The organism is Streptomyces sp. NPDC031497, from assembly GCF_055580905.1.
In genome coordinates this window covers 71,542-88,025 of sequence record NZ_JBVIKO010000019.1, presented here as the reverse complement: position 1 = coordinate 88,025, position 16,484 = coordinate 71,542, and the positions used below count along the sequence as shown (strand labels likewise).

Annotated in this window: 14 protein-coding genes; 7 read left to right on the top strand and 7 right to left on the bottom strand. The window is 71.7% G+C overall.

The features are described from left to right. Position 1 precedes the first annotated feature (1 nt). Together ACZ5K7_RS32815 and ACZ5K7_RS32810 are read right to left on the bottom strand one after the other, a co-directional pair. Complete coding sequence (locus ACZ5K7_RS32815; protein WP_468919016.1) at positions 2-922, bottom strand: NADP-dependent oxidoreductase; 921 nt, start codon at positions 920-922, stop codon at positions 2-4. A 267-nt stretch (positions 923-1,189) separates the two neighbouring features. Then, complete coding sequence (locus ACZ5K7_RS32810) at positions 1,190-1,828, bottom strand: HD domain-containing protein (RefSeq protein ID WP_468919014.1); 639 nt, start codon at positions 1,826-1,828, stop codon at positions 1,190-1,192. Between the two features lie 133 nt (positions 1,829-1,961). Here ACZ5K7_RS32810 and ACZ5K7_RS32805 point away from each other — a divergent pair, with 133 nt between their 5' ends. Next, positions 1,962-2,930 (top strand): GlxA family transcriptional regulator, encoded by a 969-nt coding sequence (locus ACZ5K7_RS32805; protein ID WP_468919012.1) that lies wholly within the window; start codon positions 1,962-1,964, stop codon positions 2,928-2,930. Between the two features lie 313 nt (positions 2,931-3,243). On the opposite strand, the gene ACZ5K7_RS32800 is transcribed toward ACZ5K7_RS32805, so the two are convergent. Then, positions 3,244-3,873, bottom strand: a complete 630-nt coding sequence (locus tag ACZ5K7_RS32800; RefSeq protein WP_468919010.1) for an LUD domain-containing protein — start codon at positions 3,871-3,873, stop codon at positions 3,244-3,246. A 157-nt stretch (positions 3,874-4,030) separates the two neighbouring features. On the opposite strand from ACZ5K7_RS32800, the gene sigJ reads away from it, so the two are divergent. After that, positions 4,031-4,972, top strand: a complete 942-nt coding sequence (gene sigJ, locus ACZ5K7_RS32795; protein WP_468919009.1) for an RNA polymerase sigma factor SigJ — start codon at positions 4,031-4,033, stop codon at positions 4,970-4,972. A 118-nt stretch (positions 4,973-5,090) separates the two neighbouring features. Here the strand turns inward: sigJ and ACZ5K7_RS32790 are convergent, their stop codons facing one another. Further along, on the bottom strand, positions 5,091-5,918 hold the full coding sequence (locus tag ACZ5K7_RS32790; protein WP_468919008.1) for an IclR family transcriptional regulator: 828 nt from the start codon (positions 5,916-5,918) through the stop codon (positions 5,091-5,093). 217 nt (positions 5,919-6,135) lie between these two features. On the opposite strand from ACZ5K7_RS32790, the gene ACZ5K7_RS32785 reads away from it, so the two are divergent. The 4 genes from ACZ5K7_RS32785 (at position 6,136) to ACZ5K7_RS32770 (ending at position 11,694) form a co-directional block, all read left to right on the top strand. After that, positions 6,136-9,036 (top strand): AfsR/SARP family transcriptional regulator, encoded by a 2,901-nt coding sequence (locus ACZ5K7_RS32785; RefSeq protein ID WP_468919006.1) that lies wholly within the window; start codon positions 6,136-6,138, stop codon positions 9,034-9,036. A 475-nt stretch (positions 9,037-9,511) separates the two neighbouring features. Beyond that, complete coding sequence (locus tag ACZ5K7_RS32780) at positions 9,512-10,240, top strand: AfsR/SARP family transcriptional regulator (protein WP_468919004.1); 729 nt, start codon at positions 9,512-9,514, stop codon at positions 10,238-10,240. Between the two features lie 95 nt (positions 10,241-10,335). Next, the gene (locus ACZ5K7_RS32775) at positions 10,336-11,379 is read left to right on the top strand and encodes a glycoside hydrolase family 25 protein (RefSeq protein WP_351701960.1); all 1,044 of its coding nucleotides are present in this window, start codon (positions 10,336-10,338) and stop codon (positions 11,377-11,379) included. A gap of 21 nt (positions 11,380-11,400) precedes the next feature. Continuing rightward, the gene (locus ACZ5K7_RS32770; RefSeq protein ID WP_468919002.1) at positions 11,401-11,694 is read left to right on the top strand and encodes a hypothetical protein; all 294 of its coding nucleotides are present in this window, start codon (positions 11,401-11,403) and stop codon (positions 11,692-11,694) included. A gap of 535 nt (positions 11,695-12,229) precedes the next feature. On the opposite strand, the gene ACZ5K7_RS32765 is transcribed toward ACZ5K7_RS32770, so the two are convergent. Further along, positions 12,230-13,048 (bottom strand): SDR family NAD(P)-dependent oxidoreductase, encoded by an 819-nt coding sequence (locus ACZ5K7_RS32765; protein WP_351701966.1) that lies wholly within the window; start codon positions 13,046-13,048, stop codon positions 12,230-12,232. 136 nt (positions 13,049-13,184) lie between these two features. Between ACZ5K7_RS32765 and ACZ5K7_RS32760 the strand changes: the two genes are divergently transcribed. After that, on the top strand, positions 13,185-13,757 hold the full coding sequence (locus ACZ5K7_RS32760) for a TetR/AcrR family transcriptional regulator (protein ID WP_468919000.1): 573 nt from the start codon (positions 13,185-13,187) through the stop codon (positions 13,755-13,757). A 111-nt stretch (positions 13,758-13,868) separates the two neighbouring features. On the opposite strand, the gene ACZ5K7_RS32755 is transcribed toward ACZ5K7_RS32760, so the two are convergent. Together ACZ5K7_RS32755 and ACZ5K7_RS32750 are read right to left on the bottom strand one after the other, a co-directional pair. Beyond that, positions 13,869-14,666, bottom strand: a complete 798-nt coding sequence (locus tag ACZ5K7_RS32755; RefSeq protein ID WP_468918998.1) for an SDR family NAD(P)-dependent oxidoreductase — start codon at positions 14,664-14,666, stop codon at positions 13,869-13,871. Between the two features lie 146 nt (positions 14,667-14,812). Beyond that, positions 14,813-16,474 carry a thiamine pyrophosphate-requiring protein gene (locus ACZ5K7_RS32750; protein WP_468918996.1) on the bottom strand — a complete coding sequence of 554 codons (1,662 nt, stop codon included), beginning with the start codon at positions 16,472-16,474 and terminating at the stop codon, positions 14,813-14,815. Between the last annotated feature and the right edge of the window lie 10 nt (positions 16,475-16,484).

Sequence of the window (16,484 nt, the reverse complement as noted above, 5' to 3'; positions counted from 1 at the left end):
CTCAGTCCTCCGCGATCCGGATGACGGTCCTGCCCGGGACGCGTTGTTCAGGGGCGAAGGCCGCGACCGCCTCGGTCAGCGGACGCACCGCGCCGACGCGCACCCGGAGCCGTCCGTCCCGCACCCGCTGCGCCAGGTCCGCGAGGCGTGCACGGTCCGGTTCCACGACGAAGAACAAGGCCCGCCCGTCCTCGGGACGGACCGTGGGCGGCTGGACGATGGAGACGAGCGTGCCACCGGCCCGTACGAGCCCGGCCGAACGATCGAGGACGTCGCCGCCGATCACGTCGAACACCACGTCGACCTCGCCGGCGTCCGCCGGCAGGCCGGAGTCGAGGTCCAGGAACGTGTGCGCACCGAGCGCGAGGACGGTGTCCCGGTCGGCGGACCGGCCGGTGCCGATCACGCGGGTTCCCGCCTCCCGCGCGAGCTGCACCGCGAGCGAGCCGACGGCCCCCGCGGCACCGTGGATCAGGACGGTCTGGCCGGTCACGATCCGCGCGTGGTCGAACAGGCCCTGCCAGGCCGTCAGACCGGAGATCGGCAGCACGGCCGCCACCGTGTGGTCGACGTCCGCGGGCAGCGGGGCGAGGTTGCGGGCCTCCACGGCGACGTACTCGGCCAGCGAGCCGTCGCGGGTCCAGTCGGTCAGACCGAAGACCCGCTGACCGACCGTGAGACCGGTGGTCCCGTAGCCGAGCTCCGCCACGACACCCGAGACCTCGTGCCCGGGCACGCTCGGCGTCCGGTCGCGGCCCGTGCGATCGGTCCACGTTCCGGGCCAGGCGAGCTCCCCCCGGGTGAATCCGGCGGCATGGACCCGCACGACGACGTCGTTCTCGGCGGCATGGGGATACGGCCGGTCGGTAAGGAGCAGCCCGCTGACTCCGGCGTCGCGGTCGGTCGCGGTGATGGCTTGCATGAGCGTTCTTCCCGTCTGGTCGGTGAACTGGCCGGCGAGCTGGTCCGCCCCTGGCCTCTGTCTGGTTTCCCACGAAGTGCGCATATCCATCGCATCGGGCGGCCGGTGGTTCCGTAGGCAGGTGACCGTCCGACGTGGACGAGGGGGATCAGGGGCGCCGAGCGCCGGCACGGTAACGGTGGCCGGCCGGAACGACGACGGCGACGGCAGCGGCCGGAAGCCACCGGTCTCATCGGCTTTCCCCGCTTTCCCCGGGCGCCCTCGATATCAATTCGGCCAGGGCGCATCCATGATGCGTTCGACCATGGTCGTGCGACGGAAACCCGGAACAAAGTGCTCCAGCACGTCAGCATTGATGGTTCCGTACGTGGTGTCCGGACGGTTCTTGAGTCCGTCGACGAACGCCTCCAGGAATCCCTTCTTGAATTGTCCACGGGGGTGGGCGGCGATGATCTCGTCCACCCGGTCTCGATTCAGCCGGTCCAGTCCCCAGCCGACCGCGTCGGTCAGCACGCCGTAGTTCGTGGCGGCCGTCTCCGGGCCCATCCGGCCGGGGATCCCGGGCGTCGTGTGCAGTGCGATCGCCATCCACACGACGTCGGCCGCGCTCTTCGAGAAACCGCGGTCGAGCAGGAACGCGCGTGCGTGATCGGCGCCGTCGAGCTCGAAGCGCTGCTCGGTGTCGGAGAACGGGGTCGAAAGCCCCGTGTCGTGGAACATCGCGGACATGTAGAGCAGCTCGGGATCGGGCCGGAGACCGAGCGCGCGTGCTTGCAGGGAACCGAGGAGAAAAACCCGCCGTGAATGGTGGAAGATGAGCGGACTGGCCGTTTCCCGGAGGTAATCCGTGGCCTCCGTCACTGCTGAGGTATCGGGAATTTTCACACCCGCGATGATGTCGGACACGGTGTTCCACCTTTCGATGCGTCGACAGGGAGCAGGTACTTCCTTCGTTGTCTACGATGGCGGCCGTGCTGCTCCGCCGCCGCCTCGGTACGGCCAGGAACCACTCGAATCCAGACACCTGAGGAAGGGGACTGTGAGCTCCGGAACACATCGGGTCGCGATCCTCGTCTACGACGGGGTGGCGCTGCTGGACGTCGCCGGTCCGGCGGAGGTGTTCGGGGAGGCGAACCGGCTGGGCGCCGACTACCGGATCACCCTGCTGTCGACGACCGGTGCCGACGTCGCCTCGTCGATCGGGATCCGGATCGCCGTCGACGGCAGCCCCGCCTCCGAGCCGGATCCCGACACGTTCGTGCTGCCGGGCGGGGCCGTCTATCCGAGGGCTCCCGTCACTCGGGACCTGGTCGAGGCCACGACGGAGCTGGCGAGCCGGTCCGGCCGGGTGGCGTCCGTCTGCTCCGGCGCGTTCGTCCTCGGCGCCGCCGGTCTCCTGGACGGGAAGCGCGCGACCACCCACTGGAAGATCACGCGCGAACTCGCCGGCCGGTACCCGGGCATCCGTGTGGAACCCGATGCCCTTTACGTGCGCGACGGCACCACGTACACCTCGGCGGGGGTCACCGCCGGCATCGACCTGGCGCTGGCTCTCGTCGAGGAGGACCACGGCCCCGACCTGAGCCGGGACGTCGCCCGCGCCCTGGTGGTCTACCTGCAACGCGCAGGCGGCCAGTCGCAGTTCTCCGCGCCCCTGCAGACGCCGCCGCCCCGGTCCCCGGCATTGCGCACCGTCGTGGACATGGTGACGGCGGACCCTGCGGGGGACCACTCCCTCGGTGAACTCGCCAGGCATCTCCACCTCAGCCCCCGCCATCTGACGCGGCTGTTCAGGGAAGAGCTGGCCACCACACCGGCTCGCTACGTCGAGTCGATCCGGTTCGATCTCGCGAAGGCGCTGCTCGACCAGGGACACACCGCGACACAGGCGGCCGCGTTGGCCGGGTTCCCGGGTTACGAGAGTCTCCGGCGGGTCTTCGCAAGGGAGTTGTCGATCAGTCCGGCCGCGTACCAGCGCCGCTTCAGCACCGCCCGCCGCACTCCGTGACCTCGGCGCCACCGGCCGGCTCGCCCACTTGGTCGTAGCCGTGCCGGCCGTACTCGACGGCGAGGACATGGCCGTCGGGGCGACGAGGAGGCCGTCGCCGTCGCCAACGGCGACCGCTACGGGCTCAGGCAGAGAAGGGGACCGGGCGGCGAATGCCGCCTCGGTCCGGGCGAGTTGGTCGTTGCCGACGGTGGCCGGCCGGTCTCGGTGGGACGGTCGGGGCTCGTATGCCATACGTGATCACTGGCAAACCGAGGGAACGCCCCGCCCGGCTCGAAGCCTGGTGCGGCACGCGGTGGCGGCTCCCGGTGGTTCAGAAGCCGATGGCTTCGCGGAGCAGCAGGACGGTGCCGCGGCCGGGCTGATGTTCCCCGTTGAGGATGAGAAGGCGGTTGACGGCGCTGGGCCACCCGTAGGCTTCCCGGGTGCGGGCGCTTTCCAGCGGAAGGCAGTGGTCTTCGACGCGCCGTAGCGCGGTGTCCAGGTCGGGTACCACCTTCTGCGCCCCGACGATCCAGATCGCGCGGGCCGCGCCGCCGGCGTAGCCGGGCAACTGGCTTCCGCTGCCCGAGGCGACCACGAGGGAGCCGGTCTCGGTGACCGCGGCGACGCTGCCGACGATGACGTCGGGGCCGGCCAGCAGCCGCCGGATGTCGTCGGCGCCCGTGACCCGGTCCATGGCCAGGACGCGTGGCTTGATGGCCTGGTACCGTCCGCCCGCGTTGATGTCCTCGTCGATCCCGGACAGCCGGAGGGTCTCGCTGGCCCCGGTGAACACGCCGGCGCCCTCCGGTATCAGCTCTTTGACGCGGCTGCGCGCGGCAGCGGCGTCGTCGAGGATCTCCACGGTGAAACCGTGTGCGGTCAGCGCGGTGGCCGCCCGCTCCAGGCGCTGCGCGGGCGCCGGGTCGGTGAACGGTGTTGCCGGCATGGAGGTGGTCATGGTGTCTCCGCGCTTCCTGTTCGCTGGATGATGTGTTCGTCCCGTCGGTTCGACAACGCAGCCCGCCGGAATGTGAGGCGGCGCACGGCCTCACATTCCGATGCGCTGTCTTGTCGAACCGATGAGGGCAGACACGACCGAGGGAGCCGTCGCCACCATGACCACCCGATCCGGGCAAGGACACGCACAGCCCGATCCGGGCCTGGACGCGATCATGAGCGAGCGGCGTCAGCTGACGAACATCGCCTACCGGCTCCTGGGCTCCCTGGCCGAGGCCGAGGACGCCGTCCAGGAGACCTACACCCGCTGGTACACGATGTCCTCTCAGCAGCGGGACGCCGTCGAGTCCCCCGGCGCCTGGCTGACGACGGTCACCAGCCGCATCTGCCTCAACGTGCTCGGCTCTGCCCGGGCCCGGCGAGAGACCTACGTGGGCGAATGGCTCCCCGAGCCGCTGCCCGAACGTACGGAGTGGACCACGGGCTGGACCGGCGGTACCACCTCCGACCCGGCCGACCGGGTCACCCTGGACGAGTCGGTCAACCTGGCCTTTCTGGTCGTGCTCGAATCGATGACCCCGGCCGAACGCGTCGCGTTCATCCTCCACGACGTCTTCTGCCACTCCTTCGCCGAAGTGGCCGAGATCGTCGGCCGTACCCCGGCGGCATGCCGCCAGCTGGCCTCCTCGGCCCGCCGCCGTGTCCGGGCCTCGCGGCCCCCCGCGACTCCGGCTGCCGAGCGCGCCGGCATCATCAGGGACTTCAAGCAGGCATGGGAGGCCCAGGACATCGACGCACTCATCGGCCTGCTCGACCCCGATGCCACGGCGATCGCGGACGGCGGTGGCCTCGCCGCGACCTTCCTGCACCCCATCGAGGGCGGCGAGCGGATCGCCTACGCCTGGAGGGAGATCGCCCGCCGCAGGCCCGGCGACATGAAGCTCCTGGAGCGTACGGTCAACGGTCAGCCCGGTCTGGTGGCCGTGCAGGAAGGCGTCACCGTGACGGTGTTCGCCTTCGACGTCGCGGGCGACCGCATCACGCGCATCTGGGTCGTACGCAATCCCGAGAAACTCCGTCACTGGACGACGGCAGGCTGAACCCGCGTCTCCCCACCGCCGGTCCGCTGACAGTCAACACCGGCGGTGGAACACGGACCCGGACGCGAGACCCTGAGACGGCGTCCGGGCGGCATGCGCGTCCGGTCGGCGGGCCGCTTCACCGGCCGCGCAGGGCCGCGCTGATGGTCCTTGCCGTCTGCTGCGCCACGCCCACCAGCCGGTCCAGGCTGTGTGCGGGATCGGTCACGATGCTCAGGGACGCCGGCGGCGCGCCGTGCGGTCCGTGCACCGGTACGGCCACACAGCACACGCCGGCCGCCACGTCCTCCCGGTCGAAGGCGACGCCCAGCTCCCGGATCGCCTCGGCCTCCCGTCGCCAGGACCCCGGCAGCGGGCCCAGCGGGAGCCGCGGAAACGCCCCGGCGACCAGTACCTTCCCCGCCGCGGTGAACCACGGCCAGGCCCGGCCGTCGAGTGTTCGGCCGAGCACCCCGCCATCCTCGCCGGGCGTCCAGTCCAGGACCAGTGTCTGTCCCTCCCACAGCACGTTGAGCCCCACCGACGCGCCGGTGATCCGGGCCAGGCGGCGGGCCGGTGCGCCGCCGGCGGCGCGCAGACCGGGGTACGGCTGCCAGCCCTGCCCGAGCCGGAAGATCCGCGGTCCCATGCGGTAGCCCCGGCGGCTTCGCTCGACGGCGCCCAGTTCGACCAGCTGTTCAAGGAGCCGGTAGGCGGTCGTCTTGGGCAGTCCGCACTCGGCCGCGAGCCTGGTCAGTCCGGCCTCTTCGATCCGCTCCACCGCGCCCAGCAGAGCGAAGGCGCCCTCCAGCACACTCCGGCCGCCGCCGTCCGGCACCTGTGGCCGAGGCTGCGGGTGCGGTGCGACGGACCGGGTCTGCGGCTCGTACGGGTGGTCCGGCCGCCGCGCCGTCGATTCCGCCGTTCTCGTCTCTGTCGTCGCTGTCGCTCCCCGTTGGTGGTTCACGTCTCTCTCCCCGGATGCCACCGGACCGGCTCCCCCGCGGCGCCGCTCCCCGTGTGCGGTGCGCCGCCGTGCGCGGAGTCGCTCCGCCCCGGCAGACTGAAGTCCGCCTCATCAGACTGAAGTTCGAGTGTGGTCCGGAACGTTGTCGATAGGTTGTCGCCCGGCACAAGATTGTGTGCATCGAGTGAAGAAAATCTGTGCGGGGAGTGTGGACATCGTGGTGGAACTGCACCTTCTCGGTCCCGTGGAGCTCTCGGTGCAGGGCCGGACCGTCGAGGTCGGGCCGCCGCAGCGCCGGACGGTGCTGGCCGCGCTGGCGGTGGACGCCGGCCGGCCCGTCCCGGCCGACGTGCTGATCAGACGGGTCTGGGGCGCCGATCCACCGGACGGGGCGCGGCGCGCGCTGCACGCCCATGTCGCCCGGCTGCGTCGGCTGTGCGAGCAGACCGCGGACGCGGGACATCCCCGGTTGCGCCTGGTGCGCCGCTCGGCCGGATACCTTCTGGAGGCCCGCCCGGACCAGGTGGACATCCACCGGTTCCGGCAGCTGGCCGGCCGGGCCCGGGAGACGGAGCGGTCGGACGAGGCACGGGCGGCGCTGCTGCGTGAGGCGCTCGGACTGTGGCACGGGGAACCGCTGTCCGGGCTCGGCGGGCAGTGGGCGGCACAGGTCCGCGAGGCCTGGCGGCGGCAGCACGTGGACGCCTCGGTCGCCTGGGCCCGGGTGGAGTCGCGGGTCAGCGATCCGGTCGCCGTGATCGGCCCGCTGACCGAACTCCTCGACGCCTACCCGCTGGTGGAACCGCTGACCGAGGCGCTGATGCGGGCGCTGCACGCCGCCGGCCGCAGCGCGGAGGCGCTGGACTTCTACTCGACCGTCCGCAAGCGGCTCGCCGAGGAACTGGGCACCGACCCCGGCGCGGAGTTGCGCAAGGTCCACCAGACGATCCTGCGGGGAGGCCTTGCCGAGCCCGTCGCACGGCCGGTGCCCCGGTCGCCGGTCCGGGCCGCTCCCCCGGCGCGACGGCCGGCCGTGACGACTCCCTGGCCGGGCCCGGCACCTGGCCAACTACCCATGGGGGTAAGCGGATTCACCGGACGCGGGGAGGAACTCGCCCGCCTCGAGGACATCCTCGCCGCCACGGTGGAGCAGCCCTCGGCGGTGGTGATCACAGCGGTGTCGGGCACGGCCGGGGTGGGCAAGACCGCGCTGGCCGTGCACTGGGCTCGCCAGGCCCGACAAGCCTTTCCCGACGGCCAGTTGTACGTGAATCTGCACGGGTTCGCGCCCGGCGGATCGGCGACGAGCCCGGCGGAGGCGGTACGGGGGTTCCTGGACGCCCTCGAAGTGCCCCCGGCCCGTATCCCGGCCGGGCTGGAGGCGCAGGTCGGGCTGTACCGCAGCCTGCTGGCGGGGCGCCGGGTGCTGGTGGTGCTGGACAACGCCCGCGACGCCGAACAGGTCCGTCCGCTGCTGCCCGGAGCGCCCGGCTGTCTTGCGCTGATCACCAGCCGAAGATCCCTGACCGGTCTTGCCGCCACCGAGGGCGCACAGCTGCTGACCGTCGGCATGCTCACCCCCGAAGAGGCCCGGGAGCTGCTGATCCGCCGGCTGGGCACCGCCCGGGTGACGGCCGACCCCGAGGCCGTACGGGAGATCGTGGGCCGGTGCGCGGGCCTGCCGCTCGCACTCGCGATCGTCGCCGCCCGGGCCGCCGCCCAGCCCGGTCTGCCGCTCGCGGCCCTCGCCGAGGAGCTGCGCCGGGCCGACGGGCGCCTCGACGCCCTGGACGGCGGGGAGGCGAGCAGCGAGGTGCGGGCGGTGTTCTCCTGGTCGTACCGGGCACTCGGCCCCGACTCCGCCCGGCTCTTCCGATTACTGGGCCTCCACCCCGGTCCCGATGCCGCGCTCCCGGCCGTCGCCGCCCTGGCCGGCGTACCGGCCGCCCGCGCCCGGGTGCTGCTGGCCGAACTGGTCCGTGGACATCTGCTCACCGAAGAGCCCGCCGGCCGGTACGCCTTCCACGACCTGCTGCGCGCCTACGCCGCCGAGCTGGTCCGCGAGTACGACGGCGGCGACGTCCGGCACGCGGCGGAGCACCGGCTGCTCGACCATTACCTGCACACCGCGCACCGGGCGGACGCCCTGCTGACTCCCCGGCCCAGCCCGACGGCCCTGCCGGCCACCCAACCGGGCGTCACGGTCGCGGAGTTGACCGATCACCGGCAGGCCCAGGCCTGGTTCGCCGCCGAGCACCCGGTGCTGCTCGCCGCGGTGGAGCAGGCGGCCGCCGACGGCTTCCCCGGCCACACCTGGAGGCTGGCCTCCGCGCTGACGACCTATCTCGACCGGCACGGGTACTGGCGGGCACTGACCGCCGTGCACACCACGGCGCTGGACGCCGCCCGGCGCCGGGGCGACGAGGCCGGGCAGGCCGAGGCCCACCGGGGTCTCGGGCTCGCCGAGGACCGGCTGGACCATGCCGACGAAGCTCGCCGCCACTATCAGCGGGCGCTGGAGCTGTTCGGCGAGGTCGGCAGCCACGCCGGTCAGGCCCGCATCCATCAGCACCTGTCCCGGATGTCCGAGGCGCAGGGCCGGCACCAGGAGGCGCTCGGCCACGCCCAGGACAGCCTGTCGCACCACCGCGCCGCCGACGACCGGGCCGGGCAGTCCGCCGCCCTGAACCACATCGGCTGGATCCTCGCCCGGCGCGGTGACCACCAGGAGGCCCTGACGCATTGCCGGCAGGCCCTCGGTCTGGCGCTGGAGACCGGCGATCTCAACGGGCAGGCCCACATCCAGGACAGTCTCGGTTACATCCACCACCGGCTCGGCGAGCACGCCGAGGCCGTCGACCGCTATCAGCAGGCACTGGATCTGTTCCATCAGACGGGCGACCGCCACAGCGAGGCCGCCGGCCTGGTCTGTCTCGGCGACATCCACGACGCCACCGGCCGCCCGTATCCGGCCCGTGCCGCGTGGGCCCAGGCCCTGGCCATCACCGGTGAACTCGGCCTCCCGGACACGGATCCGCTCCGCGCCCGGCTCCTCGAACGGCATCGTCCCGGGACCGCCGACGCCACCACCGCCGAGTCGCGCCCGGCACCGGCGTGAGACCGGCGGCGTCGGGCCGCCGGCCGGTCAGGCACCGGGCGCCGACGCCGAGGGTGCGGGCGAGGCTCGCACCGCCGCCGACTCCGATCGGCTTCCGCGACGGGGACCGTGCGTGCGAACGGGGCCCGGACCGCATCCGCGGTTCACGCAGACCGACCGCTCCCCCGGCTGCCGCGGTACCCCGGCCGCGGGCTGCGCCGTGCCGCCCGAGTCCGCGCGCACGTGGTCCGCTGAGCGGAAAGGCACATGACAGACGCCTTCGGCCTGTTCACGCTGGCCGCCTCAGGTACATGCGAAACGCATGGCACACGGGACCGGCCGCTCAACCGACGGCCGCGACACGGGGGAACGGCGACTGGCGATGGTTTGGAACGAGTTGACGGCGGAACCGCGAAGAGACCTTACTGCAGGACGGGAACAGGATCATGTCGGACTGCGCCTGTTCGGCGCCTTCCGACTGGAGGGGGCGAACGGGTTGATCGCCGTTCCGGCGAGCGCACAGCGGCTGCTGGCCTATCTCGGACTGCACAGACGTGCACCCCGTTCGGTCGTCGCCGGGACGTTGTGGCCCGACGTCGCCGAGGAGCACGCTCTCGGCAGTCTGCGTACGGTCCTGTGGCGGCTGCGCCGGATGCGGCAGTCGGCGGTCCGCAGCGACGGCGACAGCCTGTGCCTGGCGGACGGCGTGTCCGTCGACGTCGACGACTTCACCCGGGCGGCGCTGCGGTTGACCGGTTCCTCGCAGGCTCCGGGGGATGTGCCGCCCCCGCTGATCCTCCTGGAGAACGGCGAGCTGCTTCCCGGCTGGGACGAGGAGTGGATCCGCCCGGAGCGGGAGCGGCTGCGCCAACTCCGCCTGCACGCACTCGAATCACTGAGCGTCCGGCTTACCCTGCGCGGCTGCTACGCGCTCGCGCTGGAGGCGGCCCTCAGGTGCGTCGCGATCGAGCCCCTGCGGGAGAGTGCCCACTGTGCGGTGGTCGCCGTCCACCTGGCCGAGAACAACGTCGTGGAGGCGATCCGGCACTACGAGGCGTTCCGGCGGCTGCTTCGCGAGGAGCTCGGACTCGAACCGTCGGCGCGCTTGGCCGGCATGTTCCCGTACCAGGTCAAGGGCGGTACGCGGCTGTCGTCGCCCGTGGTCTCGGCGGCCGGGAGGGCGCCGACGGCCAGGGCGAAGACGCTCGGTCCCAGCGGGGGTTGACGCGGCGGTGACGTCCCGGTCACGGGAGGCCTGCCATCGTCTCCGTGCCCACGCAGGGCCGGCACTTGTTCGACAAGGAAAAGGGAGGCGCCGACATGGCCACATGCCGGGGAGTCGATCTCTCGGTCTATCAGGGAGCCCAGAACTGGAACGCCCGCAAGGCGGAAGGCGTCGTCTTCGCCTTCGCCAAGGCCAGCGAGGGCGAGCACTCCCGGGACGCACACTTCACCACGCACATCGCGGGCATCGCCGAGGCCGGGCTCGTCCCCGGTGCCTACCACTTCGGCTGGCCCAACCAGGACGCCGGCGCCGAGGCGGCCAACTACATCGCCGCCGTGAAACCGCACGCAGGCCCGGGCTTCGTGCACTGGCTGGACCTGGAACGCAGGTCCGACGGCGCCAACTACGGCGGCGTCACAGCCGCCGGGATCAGGGCCTACGCCACAGCCTGGATCGCCAGGGTGCAGGCCGCCTTTCCCCATCAGCGGGTCGGGCTGTACACGGCGGGGAGTGACCTGGCGGCCGGCCACGCGCCCGCCACCGTCCCCCTGTGGTACCCCGCCTACCCCTGGTCCGGTGCGGCGACCTACGCGCAGGCCGAGGCACACCCGAAGCCCAGTCCGTCCGGCAGGTCCCCGCTGTTCTGGCAGTTCACCTCGACCCCCCTCGACCGATCCATCTGCTACCTGAGCGAGTCGGCGCTGCGCGCCTGGGCCGCCGGAGAGGAAACCGAAGACATGGCGCTCACCACGGACGACATCAACAAGGTCGCGGCCGCGGTCGTCGCGAAGCTCGTCGCCGGCGGCGGTGTGCTGGAGACGGCGGACGTCCGAGAGGTCGCGTCCGCGGCGGCGAAGGAGGTCCTGACCATGGACGGGGTGATCAAGGCCCCTGCCGATGCCCCGGATGTGAAGACCAACCCCTACTGGGCCCTCCAGTCCTACATCAAGGACACCAACGCCCGGGTGCGCCTCGTACAGGCGACGGAGGCGGCCCAGAGCGCGGTCATCGCGCAACTCGCCACCGCGCTCGCGACGTTCGACAAGAACATCGACCCCGCCGCACTGGTCGCCTCCATCACCACGGCGATCGAGACGGCCGTGGGCAAGGTCGTCATCCACCTCGACCCCGCGTCCTGAGACTCCGGGAGGGCTGTCCCCATGAACCTCTTCGCCAGCTTCATGCGCACGGTCGTGCCGATCGTCGCCGGGCTCCTGCTGACCTTGCTGGTCCGTATCGGTGTCGACTTCGACTCGGCGTCGGTGGCGAGCGTGGTCACCACGGTTCTCACCGGCGCGTACTACACGACGTTCCGGCTCCTCGAGAGCCTCGCCGTGAAGATCCACTCCCGGCCGCTCGCGACCGTCGCCGGAATCCTCCTCGGCTGGGCGGCTCCGCCCGACTACGCGGGTACGGCGCGCCCGGCGCAGGGCACCCCCGAGCACAGCCCCTGACCTCGGTTGCCGGAGCAGCACCACAGCCGCCCTCGCGTTCGATGTGCTGGTCCGACGGGTCCGGGGAACGCCCCCTCCGCGTTCCCCGTTGGCCAGGGACGCGGGGGCGGTACAAGGCCCGGAGGCGGCCGGCGGGGGGCGCGCCTGCCGGGCTGTGGATGCACCTGCCACCAGCTGTCCGCTCCTGACGGCGCCTCCCAGTCCGGCTCCCCCAGCTCCAGGCGATGCCCCTCACCGGACGCCCGGACGGGCCGGCCGGCAGCGCATCGGCGCGTACGGTCCGCGGCCGCCCTCGTCATTGCCCCAGAACCGCACCTGCGCGGCGAACCGTCCGAGGCCGCGCCGTCCCGGCTCCGTGAAGCACCGTCCTGGGCCCCGAGGGGGAGCGATCGGAACGGACTCCGCTACCCGGCATGCCGTGGGCAGCCACTGGGTCCGGGCCGTCCACGGCTGTCACGGGTGTCCCGCACGTCCGCCGCGCTTCCCGCCAGACCGTTGACGAGCAGAAATACCGATGTTCGGCCCGCGCGCCCGGTCAGCCCTGGGCGATCCGGGAGACGTGCTCCCAGTCGGCCCAGGTCTGCAGGCGCTCGGCGTAGAGGGGCGCGATGATCTCGATGGGTTCGGTGCCGAAGAGCACCCGCAGCGGCGGGTTCTCGGCGTCGACGATCTGGAGCAGGGCGGTGGCGGCATCGGCCGGGTCGGCGAACCGGACGTCTCCCATGCGGGCGGCCATGGCCGCGCGGACCTCGTCGTAGGCGGGGTTCAGCTCGGCGTGCACGCCGGAGGAGCCGCCCCAGTCCGTGGTGAAGCCGCCCGGCTCGACCACGGTGACCTTGATCCCCGCACCGGCGACTTCCTGCGCGAGGGCCTCGCTGAATCCCTCCAGCGCCCACTTGGAGGCGTGGTAGCCGCCGAGCGAGGGGAACGCGGCGACGCCGCCGGCGGACGAGATCTGCACGATGTGGCCGCTGCCCTGGGCCCGCATCACCGGCAGGGCGGCCTGGGTGACCCAGAAGGCGCCGAACAGGTTCGTCTCCATCTGGTCGCGCAACTGCTGCTCGCTGATCTCCTCGATCATGCCGAACAGGCCGTAGCCGGCGTTGTTGACGACCACGTCGAGGCGGCCGAACTTCTCCTGCGCCGCGGCCACGGCGGCGGCCACGGCCGCCTTGTCGGTGACGTCCAGCGCGACGGGAAGCACCGCGTCGTCGCCGTACTTGGCGACCAGGCCGTCCAGCGAGGCGGCGTTCCTGGCGGTCGCGACGACCTTGTCCCCGCGCTCCAGGGCGGACTCGGCGAAGGCGCGGCCCAGGCCGCGGGACGTGCCGGTGATGAACCAGACCTTGCTCATGGTGTTCTCCTTCGGATCCGGACTCCGGGACAGACCTCCCGGGGCCGACTGCACTGTAACCCGAAAATTAGATGAGTCCAAAAATAGAGGAGTCCATATTTCGGAACGTAAGATGACACCGACAGAAAGAGGTGCGATGAACCTGCGGGAGCGCAAGAAGCTCGCGACCTGGCATGCCATCCGGTCGGCCGCGCTGCGGCTGTTCGACGAGCAGGGCTACGAGGCCACGACCATCGAGCAGATCGCGGCCGCGGCGAACGTCTCGCGTGCCACCTTCTTCAACTACTTCGCGGGCAAGGAAGCCGTGGTCTTCGACCAGGACCCCGAGGAGCGGCAGGCCTGGCAGGCCCTGATGAGCGGCCGCCCCTCGGACGAACAGCTGTGGGATTCGCTGAGCGCGATCCTGACCGGCTTCCTGGAGAGCCTGCGGGACCGGATGCCCCTGCAGCGCCGCCTCAAGGCACAGTCGCCCGTCCTCGCCCAGTCGGGCCAGAACTTCGGCGAGCGGTTCTTCACCGAGCTGAGGAAGTGGGTGACGTCCCGCACCGCCCTCGGCGACGAACTGACCGCCACCCTGCAGTTCAACCTCGCCCTGGCCGCCGCCGACACCGCGTATCAGACCTGGCCCGACGACGAGCCCTTCGACGGCTTCCTGGAGCGCCTTGAGCGCTGCTTGCACCAGGCACGCCCCGCCGTGGCCGCCGGCTGAGCGACGGAACCACCGGTCTCCGCCGCGAACCCGGGGCAGGCCAGGTCGCCGCGGCGGGGCGGCAGCCGTGTCCGGTGCGGGCCCCGGACACGGTGTCCTCCCGTCAGGTGATCAGTAGTGGATCGGCCCGGCCTGGCCGCCGCCGACAGCGATCGACTCGCCGTTGATCGCCACGCTCAGGGGGGAGGCCAAGAAGGCGACGGTGCTCGCGATCTCCTCCGCCGTGACCAGACGGCCGATGCCCACCGCCGAGGAGAGCCGCCGGACGATCTCCGCCTCGTCGACACCCTGCGCCTCGGCCATGGCCGCGAACACCGCGGGGGACGCCTCGGTGATCGTCATGCCCGGGTGGACGACGGTGACGTTGACCCCCTGGGGGCCGAGCTCGTCCGCCAGGTTCTTCGTCATCGCCGCCACCGCGACGTTGCGCACCGAGCCGATCACCGACCCGGTCTGCCGCGCGGCCAGGCCGCTGACGTTGATGACGCGTCCCCATCCGCGCGCGGTCATCAGCGGAGCCACCGCTCGGACGCAGCGCAGATAGCCGAGGACCTTCGTCTCCACCTCTTGCCGCAGCCGGTCGTCGTCGATGTCGGCGAGCGCGCCGGCAAACCCCGAAGTGGCAGGTGTCGCAGCACAATTGACGAGGATGTCCACGCTCCCGAACGTGTCGGCCGCCCGCCGTACCAGCTCCTGTACGGACGCCTCGTCGGTGGTGTCCGTCACCACGGCGAGTGCCCGGCCGCCATCGGCGACGATGCGCGCGGCCGCCGCGTCGAGCGCGTCCCCGCCTCTGGCGGCCAGCACGACAGCCGCGCCTTCGGCGGCCAGCGCACGGGCGACGGCGTACCCGATGCCCCGGCTCGCTCCCGTCACGATCGCGCACTTCCCGGCGAGTTGCAGATCCATGCGAGACCGGCCTCCCTGGTCACCAACGTGTACGGGCCCGCAAGTCTAGATCGTGCCCAGCACCCGCACCCAAGCGGCTCTGCCTCGTGTCTCCTTGCGCGCAAGGGCGCCCGAGCGCGCGGATCCCCGGCGCCCCCGAGCCCTCTTCAGTCGGCGAGGGCACTGGCTCCGGCGATCCGCCGGCGGAACGCCGACGTCACCACTTCCAGCAGCACCACCGCGCCGCCGTCCACCTCGGCGATCGCCTTCTGGAGCGCCGGACCGACCTCGTCGGGATCGGAGACCCGGTAGGCCTTCGCGCCGAGTGCCGTGCCGATCTCGGCGTACTGGCCGCCGAGCTCCTTGAGCCCGAACCTCTGGTCGGCGACGGGCTGGTGCTCGCCGTACCCGGTCATCTCGTTGTTGTTCGTCAGGACGATCAGTACCGGGATCTTGTTGCGTACGGCGGTCTCGATCTCCAGGCCGCACTGGCCGAAGGCGGCGTCGCCGAGGTAGCAGACGGAGAGCTTGTCCGGTGCCGCGACCTTGGCACCCAGCGCCAGACCGAGCGACGAGCCCAGTGGCGTGCTGTTCCCCCAGCCGAGGTACCCACGCGGCCGGGTCGCCCTGTAGTGCGGGGCGAGATGGTCCCGCGGATATCCCGAGTCGTGGGTGATGATCGTACGGTCCGGGTCCAGCGCGGCGATCATCTCGTGCACCAGGCGGAGCGGACTGACCGGGACGTCGTTCGTCTCGAAGTAGGGCTCCCACTCGGCGGCCGCCTTGGCATTGAAGTCCGCGACCTCCTTACGGAAGTCGGTCTTCGCGCTGGCCGGCCTCCGCGACCGGAGTTGACGGCGGAGTTCCGCGGTGATCTGACGGAGCACCAGCTTCGCGTCCCCCACGAGCCCGCAGGCGATCGGGTACTGCAACGACAGATCGTCCGGGTCGTTGGTCGCCTGGACGATCGTCTTGCCGGCCGGTACGCGGAACGAGCCGAGCGTGTGGAGCAGACTCGCGCCGATGCTGAAGACGAGGTCGGCGGCCGGTACGAACTCGGCGATGCCCGGACTGATGCCCGTGCCACCGCTGCCGATGGACAGGGGGTGGTCCTCGGGGAACGCGCTCTTGGCGATGTAGGTCGTCGCGACCGGAGCGTTGATCGCCTCGGCGAACTCGACGAGTTCGGCCGTCGCGTCGGCCCAGAGCACGCCCTGTCCGACACGGATCACCGGCCGCTCGGCGTCCAGCAACAGGGCGACCGCCCGTTCCACGTCCGCCGGATCGGCGGCGCTGAGGTGACGGCGGGGCGGCTCGTATGCGAGGAGGGCGTCGTCGATCTCCTCCTCGGCGACATCAAGGGGCAGTTCGAGCAGCACCGGTCCGGGCCGGCCCGACCGCATGAGCTGGAACGCGCGCCGGAGCTGGGCCGGAATCGTCCTCGCGCTCTCGAACCGGGCCGACCACTTCGTGATCGAACGGAAGGAGTCCACGGCGTCGAACGTCGTACGCAGCCCGAGTTCGTCGAGCGGATTGCCGTTGGGCAGGTACAGCAGGGGCACGGAGTCGCTGTAGGCCTGGGCGATACTTCCGAAGGAGTGCTCGGCGCCGGGACCGTGCTGGGTCATGGCGACGCCGATGCGCTGACCGTTGCTGATCCGGCTGTAGGCGTCGGCCATGTTGATGACGCTGCGCTCCTCCCTCCCGACGATCGGCCGGATCCCGACGGCCGCCGCGGTGTCGATCATCTTGTTGGCCGGGAAGCAGAACACGTTCTCCACGCCTTCTCGGCGCAACACCTCGGCAACTGCCTCGCTCCCGCGCATCATGCTTCCTTCC

Coding starts and splice junctions, on each gene's coding strand:
- ACZ5K7_RS32770 (WP_468919002.1), top strand. CDS start 11,401: ATGAACCTCTTCGCCAGCTTCATGCGCACGGTCGTGCCGATCGTCGCC.
- sigJ (WP_468919009.1), top strand. CDS start 4,031: ATGACCACCCGATCCGGGCAAGGACACGCACAGCCCGATCCGGGCCTG.
- ACZ5K7_RS32765 (WP_351701966.1), bottom strand. CDS start 13,048: ATGAGCAAGGTCTGGTTCATCACCGGCACGTCCCGCGGCCTGGGCCGC.
- ACZ5K7_RS32760 (WP_468919000.1), top strand. CDS start 13,185: ATGAACCTGCGGGAGCGCAAGAAGCTCGCGACCTGGCATGCCATCCGG.
- ACZ5K7_RS32750 (WP_468918996.1), bottom strand. CDS start 16,474: ATGATGCGCGGGAGCGAGGCAGTTGCCGAGGTGTTGCGCCGAGAAGGC.
- ACZ5K7_RS32755 (WP_468918998.1), bottom strand. CDS start 14,666: ATGGATCTGCAACTCGCCGGGAAGTGCGCGATCGTGACGGGAGCGAGC.
- ACZ5K7_RS32815 (WP_468919016.1), bottom strand. CDS start 922: ATGCAAGCCATCACCGCGACCGACCGCGACGCCGGAGTCAGCGGGCTG.
- ACZ5K7_RS32800 (WP_468919010.1), bottom strand. CDS start 3,873: ATGACCACCTCCATGCCGGCAACACCGTTCACCGACCCGGCGCCCGCG.
- ACZ5K7_RS32775 (WP_351701960.1), top strand. CDS start 10,336: ATGGCCACATGCCGGGGAGTCGATCTCTCGGTCTATCAGGGAGCCCAG.